This is a genomic window from Mesorhizobium sp. M0058, assembly GCF_040323095.1.
Lineage (GTDB): Bacteria > Pseudomonadota > Alphaproteobacteria > Rhizobiales > Rhizobiaceae > Mesorhizobium.
Genome location: NZ_JAMYUQ010000010.1, coordinates 241,694 through 256,246, shown reverse-complemented (window position 1 = coordinate 256,246; position 14,553 = coordinate 241,694). Strand labels below are relative to the sequence as shown.

Below are 14,553 nucleotides of genomic sequence, written 5' to 3'. Positions count from 1 at the left end.
CGGGGCCTATCGCTTGCAGCCTCCTGACACAACGAAGGCAGCAAGTATGATCGGTACATCCTCCTTTGCCGAAGCGCTCCACAGCGACGGCCCCAATCCCGGCCTGGCTGAAAAGCTGGATCTCTACGGCCGCTTCGTCGGCGCCTGGACATTCGATGCCACGCGCCATCTCGAGGACGGCACGGTTTTCACCGGACGCGGCGAGGTGCATTTCGGCTGGGTCCTGGAAGGCAGGGCGATCCAGGACGTATGGATCCTGCCCGCACGGGATGCCGGCCCCTCGCCCTCGCTCGGCAAATGGACTTTCCATGGCACAACGCTGCGGGCCTATGATCCCGGCTCGGATGCCTGGCACATCTTCTGGAGCGACCCGCGCAACCAATACTACAGCCGCCAGCTTGGTCGCGCCGAAGGGGACACGATTGTGCAGGTCGGCGCCGACGGCACTGGTTCCTCGGTTCGCTGGAGCTTTTCGCGCATCACCAAGGACGGCTTCCGCTGGCTCGGCGAGCGTTCGCACGACGATGGCAAGACATGGCGTCTCGAAGTCGAGTTCCTGGCGCGCCGCGTCGCCCAGGACTGATGACGCAACATATTGCAAAAAAGGTGAAAAAACATACTTGACCATGTCTCGATCGGTGTCCGCGACACCAACGTTTCGAAGCCCTTCTACGATGCCGCGCTAAAGCCGCTCGGTTATTCTTGCCTCGGCCAGTCGCCAGGCTCACTGGGTTATGGTGCGCAAGCCGTCGCGCTGTGGGTGAACGACGCGGAGCGGCCAGTGCCATCGGACGAGAAGTTCGGTCTGCATTTCTGCTTTAGCGCGCCGACGAGGCAGAGTGTCGTCGCCTTCCATGCCGCCGCCTTGCGTGCAGGCGGCAGCGACAATGGCGCGCCGGGCCTGCGCGCCGACTATGGCGAGGACTATTACGCTGCCTTCATCGTCGATCCCGACGGCTATCGCCTGGAGGCCTATTGCAACGCTGCCGCCTAACATAGCCGGCGTCTCCGGTATCGGCATCTCAGACGGTTCCCACCGGGCAGGCTTTGCTCTACCACTATCGTGGCGCAGGGGTCCGGCCCGGCGGGAGGGGTCAGCGATGCCGAGTTTCGACAGCCTGTTCAACGCCTTCGTCACCATTCTGGTGACCATCGACCCGCCAGGTCTCGCGCCGCTCTTCCTCGCGGTGACACGCGGCATGAACCGCGAGGAACGTCAGCAGGTTTCGGTGCGCGCCTCGATCATCGGCTTCCTGGTGATGGCGCTGTTTGCGGTGGCCGGGGCGTCCATCCTGTCGGTGTTCGGCATCACGCTGCCGGCTTTCCGCGTCGCCGGCGGGTTTTTGCTGTTCTTCATCGCGTTCGAAATGGTGTTTGAGCGCCGCCAGGACCGCAAGGAGAAGATCGGCGACGTTGCCATCACCAAGGACATGATCCACAACATCGCGGCCTTCCCGCTGGCGATCCCGCTGATCGCCGGCCCCGGTGCGATTTCGGCGACCGTGCTACTGTCGGGCTCGTTTCAGGGTTTTGCAGCACAAGCGGCGCTGGTCGGCATCATCTTCGTCTGCCTTGCCATCACCTATCTGGTGTTCGTGCTGTCGGAGCGCATCGACCGCATCCTCGGCCAGACCGGCCGCTCGATCCTCACCCGCCTGCTCGGCGTCATCCTGGCCGCGCTTGCGGTTCAGTTCGTCGCGGATGGGATCAAGGCGCTGATGGCGGGGTGAACGGCAGCCCCTGCTCCCTGCTCCCTGCTCCCTGCTCCCTGCTCCCTGCTCCCTGCTCCCTACTCCACCGCCGTATCGACGACCTCGAAATCGTGGGTGATGACAGCCGTCTTGGCCAGCATGGCCGAGGCCGAGCAGTATTTCTCGATCGACAGGTTGATGGCGCGCTGGACCTTGTCGCGCGACAGCGCGTGGCCCGTGACGATGAAATGCATGTGGATGCGGGTGAAGACTTTGGGGTCGGTTTCGGCCCGGTCGGCGTCGAGTTCGACAACACAGTCCTCGATCGCCTCGCGGCCTTTTTCGAGGATGTGGACGACATCATAGGCCGAGCAGCCGCCGGTGCCGATCAGCACCAGTTCCATCGGGCTCGGACCCGGCGTCTTGCCTTCCGGCCCGGAGGCGGTTCCCAGCACAACCTTGTGGCCGCTGCCGGACTCGCCGACGAAGGTGCGCTCCTCGACCCATTTGATCCGTGCTTTCACGGCAATCTTCCTTCAGAAAGCGTCACTGGCCGAAGACGACCGTGTGCATGATCCGCCCCGGCAGCAGCGTGAACACGCCGGCGCCGATCAGGGCGAAAACATACAGCGATATCATGACCCTGCGATGTTTGGCGACCCGATGCATATGCGCGTGCCAGACCGCCAGCGGCACGGCGATCAACACTAAAATCGACAAGAGATGGATCGGGCTGAACGGACCGACGAGGCGTATCTGCTGGATCCAGAAACTGGAGATGGCGACGACCAGCATCAGCGCCGCCCAGGTATAGCCGACGACACGATGACGCGTCGTGCCTTTCGGCAGCGCCAGTTGCGTAGCGCCAATGGCCAGCGCGGCAAGGGCCGCGAAGGCGTGCCATGGAATGGGAGGGCGCGCCGATAGAAGCGGTCCGAGCGACATCGCGCCCTCTCCTCAGATATCGCTGACTACCGTCAGCTCAGAACGGGATTTCGTCGTCCAGTTCGCGCGACGAGCCGCCGCCACCGCCGCCCTTGGAACCGCCGCCACCGCTGTTGCCGCCGCGGTTGAAGCTCTCATTGGGGCCAGACTGGCCGAAATCCGAGCCACGGCTCGCGCTGCCGCCGCCGGCGGCATAGTTGCCGACCTGACCGCCGCCCTCGCCGCGAGAATCGAGCATCTGCAGCTCGCCGCGGAATTTCTGCAACACGACTTCGGTCGTATACTTGTCGGCGCCGGTCTGATCCTGCCATTTGCGTGTCTGCAGCTGGCCTTCGACGTAAACCTTCATGCCCTTCTTCAGGTACTGCTCGGCGACCTTGGCGATCTGGTCATTGAAAATGACCACGTTGTGCCATTCGGTCTTTTCCTTGCGCTCGCCGGAGTTCTTGTCGCGCCAGCTTTCCGACGTGGCGATGCGGATGTTGACGACCGGGTCACCAGAATTCAGGCGGCGGATTTCAGGGTCCGCGCCGAGGTTGCCGACCAGAATGACCTTGTTGACGCTACCCGCCATGACAATTCTCCGCGCTCATCCGAAACAAATATCAAGTCGTTCACCTTACAGGCCGCGGACAATCCTGGCTTGCCGCGGCTGGCTTTTCCCACAAGGTTTTTGTTCCCTTTTCGTTCCTATACTGTTATCCACGGATTGTCAAGGAATGGCAGCAATCGCCGACGCGGGCGCGTGGATTTAGCTGACACGCAGGGGCGAGAAGCGGTGTCGTCAGCGCCGTTTTTTAACTGGTCGCAACGGACCGAAAAAGCCGCTCCACTCCATGCCCATGCCATGGGCGCGCTGTGCGATCACGGTTGGCGCCGACATCAGCCCGACTGCAGGTTCAGATTTCAGAGCCGGGTCATTCAGCAATTTCCCGATCGCGCGCCCGTGCCACCACACCTGAGCGACGAGCGCCGCTACCACCGCGATCAGGCCCCAGGTCCCCAATCCTTCGCCGAAGATGTAAATCCCGTATGGCGGCGATAGCGCCGTACCCAGCTTGGCCAACAAGGTCACGGCCACGAAACCGATGACGGCGATCGCTCCTATACCGAGTACGAGGCGGCGATAGAGCCTCAGAGCCTCGTTGAGGTTCTCGGCGGACGAAAGATCGACGTTGGAATTCATAAATACTACTCCTGCCTCGCGATGATCGGCCCATCTTGTTCCCCACGGCTTAGAGGCCCGGCAGGATCCAATCAATACGCGGCATTCAAAACACCCCTTGCCAAATCGATAAGTATCGACTTATGCTTTTGCCATGATCGAAGCAGAGATTTTTCGCGCCCTGGCCGACCCGACGCGACGCGCCGTCTACGAGCGGCTGACTTCCGGCGAGATGAGCGTGTCGGAGTTGCGCACCGGCATGAGCGTGTCGCAGCCGGCGGTGTCGCAGCACCTTGCCGTGCTGCGCGGCGCAGGCCTGGTCAGCGAAAGACGCGCCGGCCGCAACGCCTACTATCGCGCCGATCCGCAAGGGCTCGAGCCGCTGCTCGGCTGGATCGAACGCTACCGCGCATTTTGGCCGGAGCGCATCGAAAGACTGAAGGCCGTTTTGAAGGACATGGACCAATGACCGACGAAAAGCAGACGCAGACCGCCAAAGATGCCCTCGCCTTCGAATGCGATCTGCCGGACGCACCGGAAAAAGTGTGGCGGGCACTGACCGTGCCGGACCTCTTGGCGGAATGGATGATGCCGAACGACATCAATCCGGAAACCGGCAGCCGCTTTGCCTTTGCCGGGCCTGAGAAGCCGATCGAGTGCGAAGTGCTCGATGCCGAACCGGGGCGCCTGCTGCGCTATTCCTGGCGCGAGCGTTCCGGCGACGCCGACCGCGAGGAGCTGGAGAGCATCGTCACCTTCACACTCGCCCGCACCGTTTCCGGCGGCACGCATCTGCGCATCGTCCATGACGGGCTTGTCCTGACGCCTGCGGTCGCGATGGCCGGCGCCGGCTGCCGGCTCTGGCTGCGCGCATACAAGCCCAAACCGCCTGTCGCCGCCAACGCGCCACGCCTGTTGCTGCGCGCTGCCTGAACCGGAAAAATCAAAACGGAGACAATGAGATGAGCGGCTTTGCCAATCTGGTGCCGATGGTGATCGAGCAATCGAGCCGCGGCGAACGCGCCTTCGACATTTTCTCGCGGCTGCTGCGCGAGCGCATCATCTTCGTCAATGGCGAGATCAATGACGGCATGTCGGCGCTGGTCTGCGCCCAGCTCCTGTCGCTGGAATCCGAAAACCCCGACAAGGAGATCTCGCTTTACATCAACTCGCCGGGCGGCGTGGTTACCAGCGGCTTCGCCATCTACGACACGATGCAATTTGTCAGTTGCCCGGTATCGACGGTGTGCATGGGCTTTGCCGCCTCGATGGCCTCGTTCCTGCTGATGGCGGGAACGCCGGGCCGGCGCATCGCGCTCCCCAACGCCAGCATCGTGCTGCACCAGCCTCTGGGCGGCTTCCAGGGCCAGGCCTCCGACATCCAGCGCCATGCCGAAGGCATTTTGCGCACCAAACGGCACATGACGGAACTGTATGCGCAACATTGCGGCCGCACCTATGAAGAGGTCGAACGCACGCTCGACCGCGATTTCTTCATGACCGCCAAGGAGGCCAAGGAGTGGGGCCTCGTCGACCATGTGTTCGACACCCGCAAAAAGGAGGCGGCCTGATCGGCGGATTGAATGCAGGCCGGTGTTCCCTCAATTTCAACGCCGCTGGTCTGGCCTCGCCTTGAGCGCGGCACTATAGTCTTGCCATGCGCTACCACCTGAACAGACTGACCATAGCCATTGCCATCACGGCGGCGACATCGAGCATGGCCTTTGCCGGGGGCAGCACCAGCACGTCGCGGAAAGGCGCCCTGCCCGGCGTGACCGGCGACTACCGCATCGCCAAGCCCGCGCCGCAGCCGGAGCCGGACGACGCGCTGCCTGCCGGCGAGAACGGCACGTTCAAGATCGGCGACACCGATGTCAGGATTTCCGGCAGCATCACTGTCGATGTCGGCACGGGTGGGATCAAGCCGCCGCGCCGGTAGCCCCTTCTCCCAGCTACTATACGGGAGAGAAAGCCTGCGCCGACGACTTCCTCGCAAAAGAACAGCCCCGCCGTTGCTTCCGCTAACGGTCGGGGCTTTTTTTGGATTCCAAATCCAAACTGCCGGTAGTGTTATACCGACTTTGATTTCGGATGCTTCGCGGCATTCAGCCGACGATCCGACTAGCCGTCTCTGATTTTTGTGGGATTCGGCAGGTCACGGTTTGTCGGGTGGTTTGTTGGACTGACGCGATGCGTTCGTTTGGACGCATACACTCCAATGCCTTGAAACTACCTGGCACTTATGCCCGCCGCGGCTCCACCAGCAGGTGGAGCCTCAAGGGACTATCCGGTGGCGTCATGCTCCGCTCCTATGTCCGTTGCGACAGGTGTCAATCCGAAGCACAAATCGCAAAAACCTGCGGCGTCTCGCAGGCCGCTATGGGCGGCGAGGCCATCAAAGACGGCCGGCTCCGTTGACTCCGGCAGAGTGCGCCCCCGATTCGACGACGTCAACCTTGAATAGCCGGTTACGGAAAATGTGATCGTCGGGAGCTTACGTCAGGGTCAGTTTCTGAAACACCCTTGTCAGTTTCTGCACAGCTTTGTCAGGAGCGTGTTCGGTCTTTGTTCTTTCCGCTTGCCCCTTCGCGCGAAAGACGGTTAAACGGCTTTGGTCGAGAAGTGTGGCGTCTCTCGACGTGGCGGCAAAAATACCTACATAGGGAATGGCCGGGAAAACCCGCCGATCCCACTGACACCAGACCTGAGGCGGCGACCGGCGATGGCCGACCATAAATACCTTTCCATTCGCGGGGCACGCGAACACAACCTGAAGAATGTCGATCTCGACCTGCCGCGTGACAGCCTGATCGTCATGACCGGCCTGTCGGGCTCCGGCAAATCGTCGCTTGCTTTCGACACCATCTATGCCGAGGGCCAGCGCCGTTACGTCGAGAGCCTGTCGGCTTATGCGCGCCAGTTCCTCGAAATGATGCAGAAGCCGGATGTCGACCAGATCGACGGCCTGTCGCCGGCCATCTCGATCGAGCAGAAGACCACGTCGAAGAACCCGCGTTCGACGGTCGGCACCGTCACCGAGATCTACGACTACATGCGCTTGCTGTTCGCGCGCGTCGGCATCCCCTATTCGCCGGCGACCGGCCTGCCGATCGAGAGCCAGACGGTTTCACAGATGGTCGACCGGGTGCTGTCGGTCGAGGAAGGCACGCGCCTTTTCCTGCTGGCGCCGATCGTGCGCGGCCGCAAGGGTGAGTATCGCAAGGAACTGCTGGAGCTGCAGAAGAAGGGCTTTCAGCGCGTCAAGGTCGACGGCGTCTTCTATGAGATCGCCGATGTGCCGGCGTTGGACAAGAAGTACAAGCACGACATCGATGTCGTCGTCGACCGCATCGTCGTGCGCGGCGACCTGGCGACACGGCTTGCCGATTCCATCGAAACGGCGCTCAAGCTGGCGGAAGGGCTGGCGGTGGCCGAGTTCGCCGACCGGCCGCTCGACGCCAGCCAGACCGGCGAGGACTCGGTCAACAAATCGAAGAACGAGACGCATGAGCGCATCCTGTTCTCGGAAAAATTCGCCTGCCCGGTTTCCGGCTTCACCATTCCGGAGATCGAGCCCAGGCTGTTCTCGTTCAACAACCCGTTCGGCGCCTGCCCGACCTGCGACGGCCTCGGCAACCAGCGCGCCATCGACGCCAGCCTGATCGTGCCGGACGAAAACGTCTCGCTGCGCGACGGCGCCGTCAGCCCGTGGGCGAAGTCGACCTCACCCTATTACGCCCAGACGCTGGAAGCGCTGGGCAAAGCCTATGGCTTCAAGCTCGGCGACAAGTTCAAAGACCTGACCGAAGAGGCAAAGGATGCCGTCCTGCGTGGCACCGGCGAGCGCGAGGTCACCTTCCAATATGATGACGGCCTGCGCTCCTACAAGACCACCAAGACGTTCGAGGGCGTCATTCCCAATCTCGAACGGCGGTGGAAGGAAACCGAATCCGCCTGGATGCGCGAGGAGATCGAGCGCTTCATGTCGGCGACGCCCTGCCCGGTCTGCAAGGGATACCGGCTGAAGCCGGAAGCGCTGGCGGTGAAGATCGCCGGCAAGCATATCGGCGAAGTCACAGAGCTGTCGATCCGCAAGGCCGACCAGTGGTTCACCGAACTGCCGCCACATCTCAACGACCAGCAGAACGAGATCGCGGTGCGCGTTCTCAAGGAAATCCGTGACCGCCTGCGCTTCCTCAACGATGTCGGCCTCGACTATCTGACGCTGTCGCGCAATTCCGGCACGCTGTCGGGCGGCGAGAGCCAGCGCATTCGTCTGGCGTCGCAGATCGGCTCCGGCCTCACTGGCGTGCTCTATGTGCTGGATGAGCCGTCGATCGGCCTGCACCAGCGCGATAATGCCCGCCTGCTCGACACGCTCAAGCATCTGCGCGACATCGGCAACACGGTGATCGTCGTCGAGCATGACGAGGACGCCATCCTGCATGCCGATTACGTCGTCGACATGGGTCCGGCCGCCGGCATTCATGGCGGCGAGATCATCGCCCAGGGCACGCCGCAGCAGGTGATGGCCAATCCCAACTCGATCACCGGTAAATATCTGTCGGGCGCGCTCGAAGTCGCCACGCCCGGTGTCAGGCGCGAGGCCAAGAAAAACCGCCGGCTGAAGATCGTCGGCGCGCGCGGCAACAATCTCAAGAACGTCACTGCCGAAATCCCGCTCGGCACCTTCACCGCCGTCACCGGCGTGTCTGGCGGCGGCAAATCGACCTTCCTGATCGAGACGCTGTTCAAGGCGGCGTCGCGCCGCATCATGGGCTCGCGCGAGCATCCGGCCGATCACGACCGCATCGAGGGCCTCGAATTCCTCGACAAGGTCATCGACATCGACCAGTCGCCGATCGGCCGCACACCGCGTTCGAACCCGGCCACCTACACCGGCGCCTTCACACCGATCCGCGACTGGTTTGCCGGGTTGCCCGAGGCCAAGGCCCGCGGCTATCAGCCGGGCCGCTTCTCCTTCAACGTGAAGGGCGGCCGCTGCGAGGCCTGCCAGGGCGATGGCGTCATCAAGATCGAGATGCACTTCCTGCCCGACGTCTACGTCACGTGCGACGTCTGCCACGGCAAGCGCTACAACCGCGAGACGCTCGACGTCCTGTTCAAGGGCAAGTCGATCGCCGACGTCCTGGACATGACGGTCGAGGAAGGCGTCGATTTCTTTGCCGCCGTGCCCGGGGTGCGCGACAAGTTGGAGACGCTGAAGCAGGTCGGCCTCGGCTACATCCATATCGGCCAGCAGGCGACGACGCTGTCGGGCGGCGAGGCGCAGCGCATCAAGCTCGCCAAGGAATTGTCGCGCAAGGCGACCGGCAAGACGCTCTACATCCTCGACGAGCCGACCACCGGCCTGCACTTCCACGACGTCGCCAAGTTGCTGGAAGTGCTTCACGAACTGGTCGACCAGGGCAACACGGTGGTGGTCATCGAGCACAATCTCGAAGTCATCAAGACCGCCGACTGGGTGCTCGACCTCGGCCCCGAAGGCGGCGATGGCGGTGGCGAACTGGTGGCACAAGGCACACCGGAAGCGATCGTGCGCGAAAAGCGCAGCTACACCGGCCAGTTCCTGAAGGAGCTTTTGGAGCGGCGGCCCGGAGGCAAGCGCGAAGCGGCGGAGTAACTGACAGACCGGTCGGGCGCCTGGAGAGCTTTGAATGACAGTCCGACAGGCGCTTGCCGGTGATCTCGACGGAGTCGTCTCGCTGACGCAGACCGCCTATGAGCACTACACGCCCTTGTTCGGCGCGCCGCCGATCCCAGTCACCGAGGACTATGCGCCACGCATCGAGCGTGGCGAGGTCTGGCTCTTGGAGAGCGGCGCGGAACTCGCCGGGCTGATCGTTATTGAGCGCCACCCCGATCATGCGATGATCTTCAGCGTCGCGGTCTCCCCCCCTTTTCAGGGGAGGAAACTCGGTACCGCGCTGCTCGACTTCGCCCAGGAACAGGCGGGGCTATGGGGTGTGCCGGAGGTGCGGCTCTACACCAATTCGCGCATGGAGCGGAACATCGAGATCTATACGGCCTATGGCTTCCACGAAACGGGCCGCCGAGCCAATCCCCACCGTCCCGGATGGATCGTGGTCGACATGATCAAACCGGTTGGAAAAATAGCCTGACCGCATTTTTAGAACTGGGAGGAAGACGATGATCAGCCAAGGAACGATCCGCGCCGGGATGGGCGGCTGGACTTTCGAACCCTGGGATACGTCCTTCTACCCGGACAAGCTTTCCAAGGCCAAACAGCTGAGTTACGCCACCCGCCAGGTACCGAGCATCGAGGTCAACGGCACCTACTATTCCAGCTTCAAGGAGCCGACCTTCGTCAAATGGGCGAGCGAGGCGCCGGACGGTTTCGTCTATTCGCTGAAGGGCAATCGCTTCGTCACCAACCGCCGCGTGCTTGGCGAAGCCGGCGAGTCCATGACGCGCTTCCTCGGCTCCGGCGTTGCCGCGCTGGGCGACAAGCTGGGCCCGATCCTGTGGCAGTTCGCGCCGACGAAAAAGTTCGACGCCGACGATTTCGAGGCCTTCCTGAAGCTGCTGCCGGAAAAGCAGGATGGCGTGGCGCTGCGCCATGCGCTGGAAGTGCGCAACGACAGTTTCAGCGTGCCGGAATTTGTGGGCCTGGCGCGCAAATACAAGGCGGCAATCGTCTATGCCGACCATGCCAAATATCCTGGTATCGCCGACATCACCGGCGATTTTATCTATGCGCGGCTGCAGACCGGCAGCGACGACAATCCGGATTGCTATACGCCGAATGGCCTGGACGAATGGGCAGCGCGGGTGAAGACCTGGGCGCAAGGCAAGCAGCCGGCCGATCTGCGGCGCGCCGATCCGACTTTCGACGCGCCGGTGAAACCGCGCGATGTGTTCGTCTACTTCATCACCGAGGGCAAGGTGCGCGCGCCGTTCGGCGCCATGGCGCTGATGAAGCGGGTGAGCTGATCGGTTAAAGCGCGTCGCGCTGAAACGGATTCATACGACGCGATTTAAGTCTTTGTCTTGATGCATGCCGTTGTCCCAGAACCGCGGCACACTTCTGGGCGACATGCATTAGGAGCAATTCCAGGAAAAGTGTGGAACGGTTTTCCCGGGAAAGCGGTCAGCGCTTTCCCTTGAAAACGGTTTCAACCCAGAATTGCTACGATGAACCGAAGCGTGATAGCTTATGCGCATCGTAACCTTATCGATACCTCCATCCTGCATAAATCCGGTGCGGGTCCTTTCTAGAGGCCGGCCGCCGCGCGCAAGGACGAGGGCATGTCGCTCGACTACAGTTCCCTTCTGTTGGCTGTCGGGTTTTCCGCCGCTTGCCTCGGCCTGACGCTGTTCGGCATTTGGCTTACCGCGCGCTCGGAAAAATTCCTGCTGACCTGGGCGGTCAGCGTGCTTCTGATCGTCGCCGACGTCTTCGCCTACCAGGCCTATATCGACGCGCCCGGACGCCTGCTCGGCCTCGCCAGCTTCACGTTCCTGCTGCTCGGCTTCGCGACCATGCTGGGCGCGGCCCATCAGTTCACGACCGGCCGCTCGCCATTGCCGCGCATCGCTGTCGGCGCCGGCGTCTCGCTGGCAGTCGCCTTGCCGCCGATGGCGCTTGGCTATGACGGGCTGGGCTTCATGCTGGAGAATGCCTTCGCCGCGCTGCTTTTGTTTGCGACGGCCTATGAATACTGGAAGGGTCGTACGGAATTCCCGGCCCCGATCCTCGGCATTGCAGGGCTCTACACCGCCACCGCAATTTCCTTCGTGCTGTGCTCCGGTGCACTTGTCTGGGATGGCAGGCTGGTGCTTGGCCATGCGCCGAGCAACTGGGCCGAGGATTTCAGCCTCATCGTCGTCATCGCCTGCATGACCGGCATCGGCGCGCTCTCGCTGGCGCTCAACCAGGGACGCCTGGCGCAGCATCATCGCCGCGAAGCGCTGACCGATCCGCTGACCGGACTGCTCAACCGGCGCGCTTTGTTCGACCTGCACGGCAAAACACCGGTCCGGTCCTTCACCGCCGTGATCGTGTTCGATCTCGACGGCTTCAAGGCCATAAATGACGAGTTCGGCCATGCCACCGGCGACGAGGTGCTGAAACTATTCGCCAAGGATTTGACCGCCAATCTCCAGCCAGGCGATGTCGCCGCGCGCATGGGCGGAGAGGAATTTGCATTGGTGCTCGATCGCACCTTGCCTGAAAAGGTGGAATTCATAGCCGAGCGCATCCGGGCCAGTTTTGCCATGCGCCGGATCGATACCGAGACCCGCCTGCTCTCCTGCACGGTCAGCGCCGGCTACGCCTTCGGCAGCGAGGGCGGCACCAAATTCGACAAGGTGCTCAGCGCCGCCGACAAGGCGCTTTACGGCGCCAAGCGCGGCGGCCGCAACCGTGTGCTCGCCTTCCGGCGCGCCGGGTAGGCTGGGCTGATATTCAGCCGGCCTGAACCTCACCACACGTAAAACAACACTCCAAAGCGCGTCGCATGAGGCCGTTCAGGCGCGACGCGCTTTTAGGCCGCTATGACGATCTCGTTGTAAGTGTCGAGGTCGACGTAGAAAACCTTGGTGATTTCGCCGATCAGCTCATCCTGCTGGTAGCCTTGCGAGCGCAGAATGTTGATGGCGGTGATGATGTCGACACGCTCTGTCAGCCGTCGTTTCTGGTGGTCCTCGACGAACCGTTCCATAGCCCTATTCTCCTGGCAAGATTATCTGAACGCATTGACCGACAATCAGAACTGCGAGGGAAGCTAGGGTGGCTTGCTTGCGTGGAACTTGCAGGCTGAGCCAGCATATTCCCTCGATCTGCTACAGAACCAGACTGATACGGAAGCGGCCGACTCACCGAGGCCTAGGAAAGACTAGCATGCAGTATTCGGCGTGCCAGAGGTGGCGACCTCGGACGAAAGTCCGACGCAACGGGCGCGGACCTTCGCGACTTCATCATCCTTGGGCGTAGCGACGCGAAGCGGAGCGAAGACCCAGGGATCCATGCCGGGACGAAGAAGCGTCATTAACGGTGCAGAATGTGGAATGGCCAATGTGCCGCAGAAGCGATCTTGTTCTGCATCGCGGCACTCTTTGGCTGATGTCGCGGCATGGATTCTGGGGTCTGCGCGCGTCGCTCCGCTCCTTGGCTCCGCCCTAGAATGACGAAGTGATTGTGGGCATTTCAGCCAATCTTCGACGTGTACGATCCGTGCAGCCGTCGACCTGCGTTAAACCGTCAGAAACTTCCTGACGTCCGCCCGGTCGAGATCTTCGGCCGGGCCGGTGTGGACGATCTGGCCGCGGTCCATGATGTTGACCTCGTCAGCGAGCTCGCGGCAGAAATCCAGATATTGCTCGACCAGCAGAACGGCGATACCGGCCTGGTCGCGCAGATAGCGGATGGCGCGGCCGATGTCCTTGATGATCGAGGGCTGGATGCCTTCGGTCGGCTCGTCGAGCACCAGCAGTTTCGGCCGCATGACGAGCGCCCGGCCGATGGCGAGCTGCTGCTGCTGGCCGCCTGAGAGATCGCCGCCGCGGCGCCCCACCATCTGCTTCAGCACCGGAAACAGTTCGAAGACATGCGCCGGCACGTTGCGGTCGGCGCGCTTCAAGGGCGCAAAGCCGGACTCCAGGTTTTCGCGCACCGTCAGCAGCGGAAAGATCTCCCTGCCCTGCGGTACGAATGCGATGCCCGACCGGGCGCGATCATACGCCGCGCTCCGGTCGAGCGCCTTCCCCTCGAAGGCAACGCTTCCGCTCGTCAGCCGGTGGTGGCCGACGATCGATCTCATCAAACTGGTCTTGCCGACGCCGTTGCGGCCGAGCACGCAGGTGATCTTGCCGGCACCCGCCGTCAGCGACACACCGCGCAACGCCTGAGCAGCGCCGTAATGGAGCGTGGCGTTGGAAACTTCGAGCATGTCAGCGCCTTCTCCAGAAGCGGAGGAACGAAAAGTCGAAGCGATGGAATTGCACCCGCCAGACCATGCTCATCTCCCGAGATAAACTTCGACGACCCGCTCGTCGGCCGAGACGAAATCGAGCGAGCCTTCCGACAGCACCGAGCCCTCATGCAGGCAGGTGACCTTGACGCCGAGTTCGCGCACGAAATGCATGTCGTGCTCGACGACGATGACCGAATGCTCGCGCGCTATGTCCTTGAGCAGCCGCGCGGTTTCCTCGGTCTCGGCATCGGTCATCCCTGCGACCGGCTCGTCAACCAAAAGCAGCTTCGGGTCCTGCGCCAGCAGCATGCCGATCTCCAGCCACTGTTTCTGGCCATGGCTGAGATTGGCTGCCAGATCGTGGCGCTTGTCGCCCAGCCGGATGATGCCGAGGATGTCGTCGATCTGTCTGGCTTCGCCGGCCGAGCGGCGATGGAACAGCGCCGGAAAGATCGAGCGCGGGCCCTTCAGCGCCAGCATCAGATTGTCTTCGACGCTGTGGCTTTCGAAGACGGTCGGCTTCTGGAATTTGCGGCCGATGCCCATCATGGCGATCTCCGCCTCGTCGTGCCGGGTCAGATCGACCTGGCCGTCGAAGAACACTTCGCCCTCGTCGGGCCGGGTCTTGCCGGTGACGATGTCCATCATCGTCGTCTTGCCGGCGCCGTTGGGACCGATGACGGCGCGCATCTCGCCCTTGTCGAGCACCAGCGACAGATTGTTGATGGCGCGGAAACCGTCGAAGGAGACCGAGACGCCGTCGAGATAGAGGATGGTGTTGGACTTCGACATCGCT

At 62.4% G+C, this 14,553-nt stretch carries 18 protein-coding genes; 11 read left to right on the top strand and 7 right to left on the bottom strand.

The window, feature by feature from the left end:
- Nucleotides 1-46: 46 nt before the first annotated feature.
- The 3 genes from NKJ75_RS19380 (at nucleotide 47) to NKJ75_RS19370 (ending at nucleotide 1,730) form a co-directional block, all read left to right on the top strand.
- Entirely contained in the window at nucleotides 47-583 is a 537-nt protein-coding gene (locus NKJ75_RS19380; RefSeq protein ID WP_352500047.1) for a hypothetical protein, read from the top strand.
- A gap of 33 nt (nucleotides 584-616) precedes the next feature.
- Nucleotides 617-994, top strand: a complete 378-nt coding sequence (locus NKJ75_RS19375) for a VOC family protein (RefSeq protein ID WP_023700788.1) — start codon at nucleotides 617-619, stop codon at nucleotides 992-994.
- 106 nt (nucleotides 995-1,100) lie between these two features.
- A complete protein-coding gene (locus NKJ75_RS19370; RefSeq protein WP_023670949.1) occupies nucleotides 1,101-1,730 on the top strand; it encodes a MarC family protein in 630 nt (209 codons plus the stop codon).
- A 59-nt stretch (nucleotides 1,731-1,789) separates the two neighbouring features.
- On the opposite strand, the gene NKJ75_RS19365 is transcribed toward NKJ75_RS19370, so the two are convergent.
- From NKJ75_RS19365 to NKJ75_RS19350, 4 genes are all read right to left on the bottom strand, one after another.
- Nucleotides 1,790-2,215, bottom strand: coding sequence for an OsmC family protein (locus NKJ75_RS19365; protein ID WP_023693390.1), 426 nt, complete (start codon nucleotides 2,213-2,215; stop codon nucleotides 1,790-1,792).
- A gap of 22 nt (nucleotides 2,216-2,237) precedes the next feature.
- Nucleotides 2,238-2,636 (bottom strand): DUF2306 domain-containing protein, encoded by a 399-nt coding sequence (locus tag NKJ75_RS19360; protein WP_023752202.1) that lies wholly within the window; start codon nucleotides 2,634-2,636, stop codon nucleotides 2,238-2,240.
- 37 nt (nucleotides 2,637-2,673) lie between these two features.
- Entirely contained in the window at nucleotides 2,674-3,210 is a 537-nt protein-coding gene (gene ssb / locus NKJ75_RS19355) for a single-stranded DNA-binding protein (protein ID WP_023746156.1), read from the bottom strand.
- Between the two features lie 210 nt (nucleotides 3,211-3,420).
- Entirely contained in the window at nucleotides 3,421-3,822 is a 402-nt protein-coding gene (locus NKJ75_RS19350; protein WP_352500046.1) for an ABC transporter ATP-binding protein, read from the bottom strand.
- Nucleotides 3,823-3,955: 133 nt separating this feature from the next.
- Here NKJ75_RS19350 and NKJ75_RS19345 point away from each other — a divergent pair, with 133 nt between their 5' ends.
- The 8 genes from NKJ75_RS19345 (at nucleotide 3,956) to NKJ75_RS19310 (ending at nucleotide 12,237) form a co-directional block, all read left to right on the top strand.
- A complete protein-coding gene (locus NKJ75_RS19345; protein WP_023670944.1) occupies nucleotides 3,956-4,270 on the top strand; it encodes an ArsR/SmtB family transcription factor in 315 nt (104 codons plus the stop codon).
- Complete coding sequence (locus NKJ75_RS19340) at nucleotides 4,267-4,734, top strand: SRPBCC family protein (RefSeq protein WP_352500045.1); 468 nt, start codon at nucleotides 4,267-4,269, stop codon at nucleotides 4,732-4,734. Before NKJ75_RS19345 ends, NKJ75_RS19340 begins: the two co-directional genes overlap by 4 nt.
- A 29-nt stretch (nucleotides 4,735-4,763) precedes the next feature.
- Nucleotides 4,764-5,372, top strand: coding sequence for an ATP-dependent Clp protease proteolytic subunit (locus NKJ75_RS19335; RefSeq protein ID WP_023693387.1), 609 nt, complete (start codon nucleotides 4,764-4,766; stop codon nucleotides 5,370-5,372).
- Between the two features lie 146 nt (nucleotides 5,373-5,518).
- Complete coding sequence (locus NKJ75_RS19330) at nucleotides 5,519-5,740, top strand: hypothetical protein (RefSeq protein ID WP_032891865.1); 222 nt, start codon at nucleotides 5,519-5,521, stop codon at nucleotides 5,738-5,740.
- Between the two features lie 783 nt (nucleotides 5,741-6,523).
- Nucleotides 6,524-9,445 carry an excinuclease ABC subunit UvrA gene (gene uvrA, locus NKJ75_RS19325; protein WP_352500044.1) on the top strand — a complete coding sequence of 974 codons (2,922 nt, stop codon included), beginning with the start codon at nucleotides 6,524-6,526 and terminating at the stop codon, nucleotides 9,443-9,445.
- Between the two features lie 34 nt (nucleotides 9,446-9,479).
- On the top strand, nucleotides 9,480-9,944 hold the full coding sequence (locus NKJ75_RS19320; RefSeq protein ID WP_352500043.1) for a GNAT family N-acetyltransferase: 465 nt from the start codon (nucleotides 9,480-9,482) through the stop codon (nucleotides 9,942-9,944).
- Nucleotides 9,945-9,972: 28 nt separating this feature from the next.
- A complete protein-coding gene (locus NKJ75_RS19315; protein ID WP_023834139.1) occupies nucleotides 9,973-10,776 on the top strand; it encodes a DUF72 domain-containing protein in 804 nt (267 codons plus the stop codon).
- Between the two features lie 315 nt (nucleotides 10,777-11,091).
- Nucleotides 11,092-12,237 (top strand): GGDEF domain-containing protein, encoded by a 1,146-nt coding sequence (locus tag NKJ75_RS19310; protein ID WP_023670937.1) that lies wholly within the window; start codon nucleotides 11,092-11,094, stop codon nucleotides 12,235-12,237.
- A gap of 92 nt (nucleotides 12,238-12,329) precedes the next feature.
- Here NKJ75_RS19310 and NKJ75_RS19305 read toward each other — a convergent pair whose 3' ends face one another.
- The 3 genes from NKJ75_RS19305 to urtD form a co-directional block, all read right to left on the bottom strand.
- Nucleotides 12,330-12,506: a hypothetical protein gene (locus NKJ75_RS19305; RefSeq protein WP_023670936.1), complete on the bottom strand. Its 177-nt coding sequence runs from the start codon at nucleotides 12,504-12,506 to the stop codon at nucleotides 12,330-12,332.
- Nucleotides 12,507-13,037: 531 nt separating this feature from the next.
- Nucleotides 13,038-13,733 carry an urea ABC transporter ATP-binding subunit UrtE gene (gene urtE, locus NKJ75_RS19300; protein ID WP_023670935.1) on the bottom strand — a complete coding sequence of 232 codons (696 nt, stop codon included), beginning with the start codon at nucleotides 13,731-13,733 and terminating at the stop codon, nucleotides 13,038-13,040.
- Between the two features lie 69 nt (nucleotides 13,734-13,802).
- A complete protein-coding gene (gene urtD, locus NKJ75_RS19295; RefSeq protein ID WP_023684623.1) occupies nucleotides 13,803-14,549 on the bottom strand; it encodes an urea ABC transporter ATP-binding protein UrtD in 747 nt (248 codons plus the stop codon).
- Between the last annotated feature and the right edge of the window lie 4 nt (nucleotides 14,550-14,553).

Excerpts from the sequence above, each read along its gene's own strand:
- uvrA (WP_352500044.1), top strand. The coding sequence starts at position 6,524 with ATGGCCGACCATAAATACCTTTCCATTCGCGGGGCACGCGAACACAAC.
- NKJ75_RS19310 (WP_023670937.1), top strand. The coding sequence starts at position 11,092 with ATGTCGCTCGACTACAGTTCCCTTCTGTTGGCTGTCGGGTTTTCCGCC.
- urtD (WP_023684623.1), bottom strand. The coding sequence starts at position 14,549 with ATGTCGAAGTCCAACACCATCCTCTATCTCGACGGCGTCTCGGTCTCC.
- NKJ75_RS19315 (WP_023834139.1), top strand. The coding sequence starts at position 9,973 with ATGATCAGCCAAGGAACGATCCGCGCCGGGATGGGCGGCTGGACTTTC.
- NKJ75_RS19305 (WP_023670936.1), bottom strand. The coding sequence starts at position 12,506 with ATGGAACGGTTCGTCGAGGACCACCAGAAACGACGGCTGACAGAGCGT.
- NKJ75_RS19320 (WP_352500043.1), top strand. The coding sequence starts at position 9,480 with ATGACAGTCCGACAGGCGCTTGCCGGTGATCTCGACGGAGTCGTCTCG.
- urtE (WP_023670935.1), bottom strand. The coding sequence starts at position 13,733 with ATGCTCGAAGTTTCCAACGCCACGCTCCATTACGGCGCTGCTCAGGCG.
- NKJ75_RS19340 (WP_352500045.1), top strand. The coding sequence starts at position 4,267 with ATGACCGACGAAAAGCAGACGCAGACCGCCAAAGATGCCCTCGCCTTC.
- NKJ75_RS19380 (WP_352500047.1), top strand. The coding sequence starts at position 47 with ATGATCGGTACATCCTCCTTTGCCGAAGCGCTCCACAGCGACGGCCCC.
- NKJ75_RS19335 (WP_023693387.1), top strand. The coding sequence starts at position 4,764 with ATGAGCGGCTTTGCCAATCTGGTGCCGATGGTGATCGAGCAATCGAGC.
- ssb (WP_023746156.1), bottom strand. The coding sequence starts at position 3,210 with ATGGCGGGTAGCGTCAACAAGGTCATTCTGGTCGGCAACCTCGGCGCG.
- NKJ75_RS19345 (WP_023670944.1), top strand. The coding sequence starts at position 3,956 with ATGATCGAAGCAGAGATTTTTCGCGCCCTGGCCGACCCGACGCGACGC.
- NKJ75_RS19350 (WP_352500046.1), bottom strand. The coding sequence starts at position 3,822 with ATGAATTCCAACGTCGATCTTTCGTCCGCCGAGAACCTCAACGAGGCT.
- NKJ75_RS19330 (WP_032891865.1), top strand. The coding sequence starts at position 5,519 with ATGGCCTTTGCCGGGGGCAGCACCAGCACGTCGCGGAAAGGCGCCCTG.
- NKJ75_RS19370 (WP_023670949.1), top strand. The coding sequence starts at position 1,101 with ATGCCGAGTTTCGACAGCCTGTTCAACGCCTTCGTCACCATTCTGGTG.
- NKJ75_RS19360 (WP_023752202.1), bottom strand. The coding sequence starts at position 2,636 with ATGTCGCTCGGACCGCTTCTATCGGCGCGCCCTCCCATTCCATGGCAC.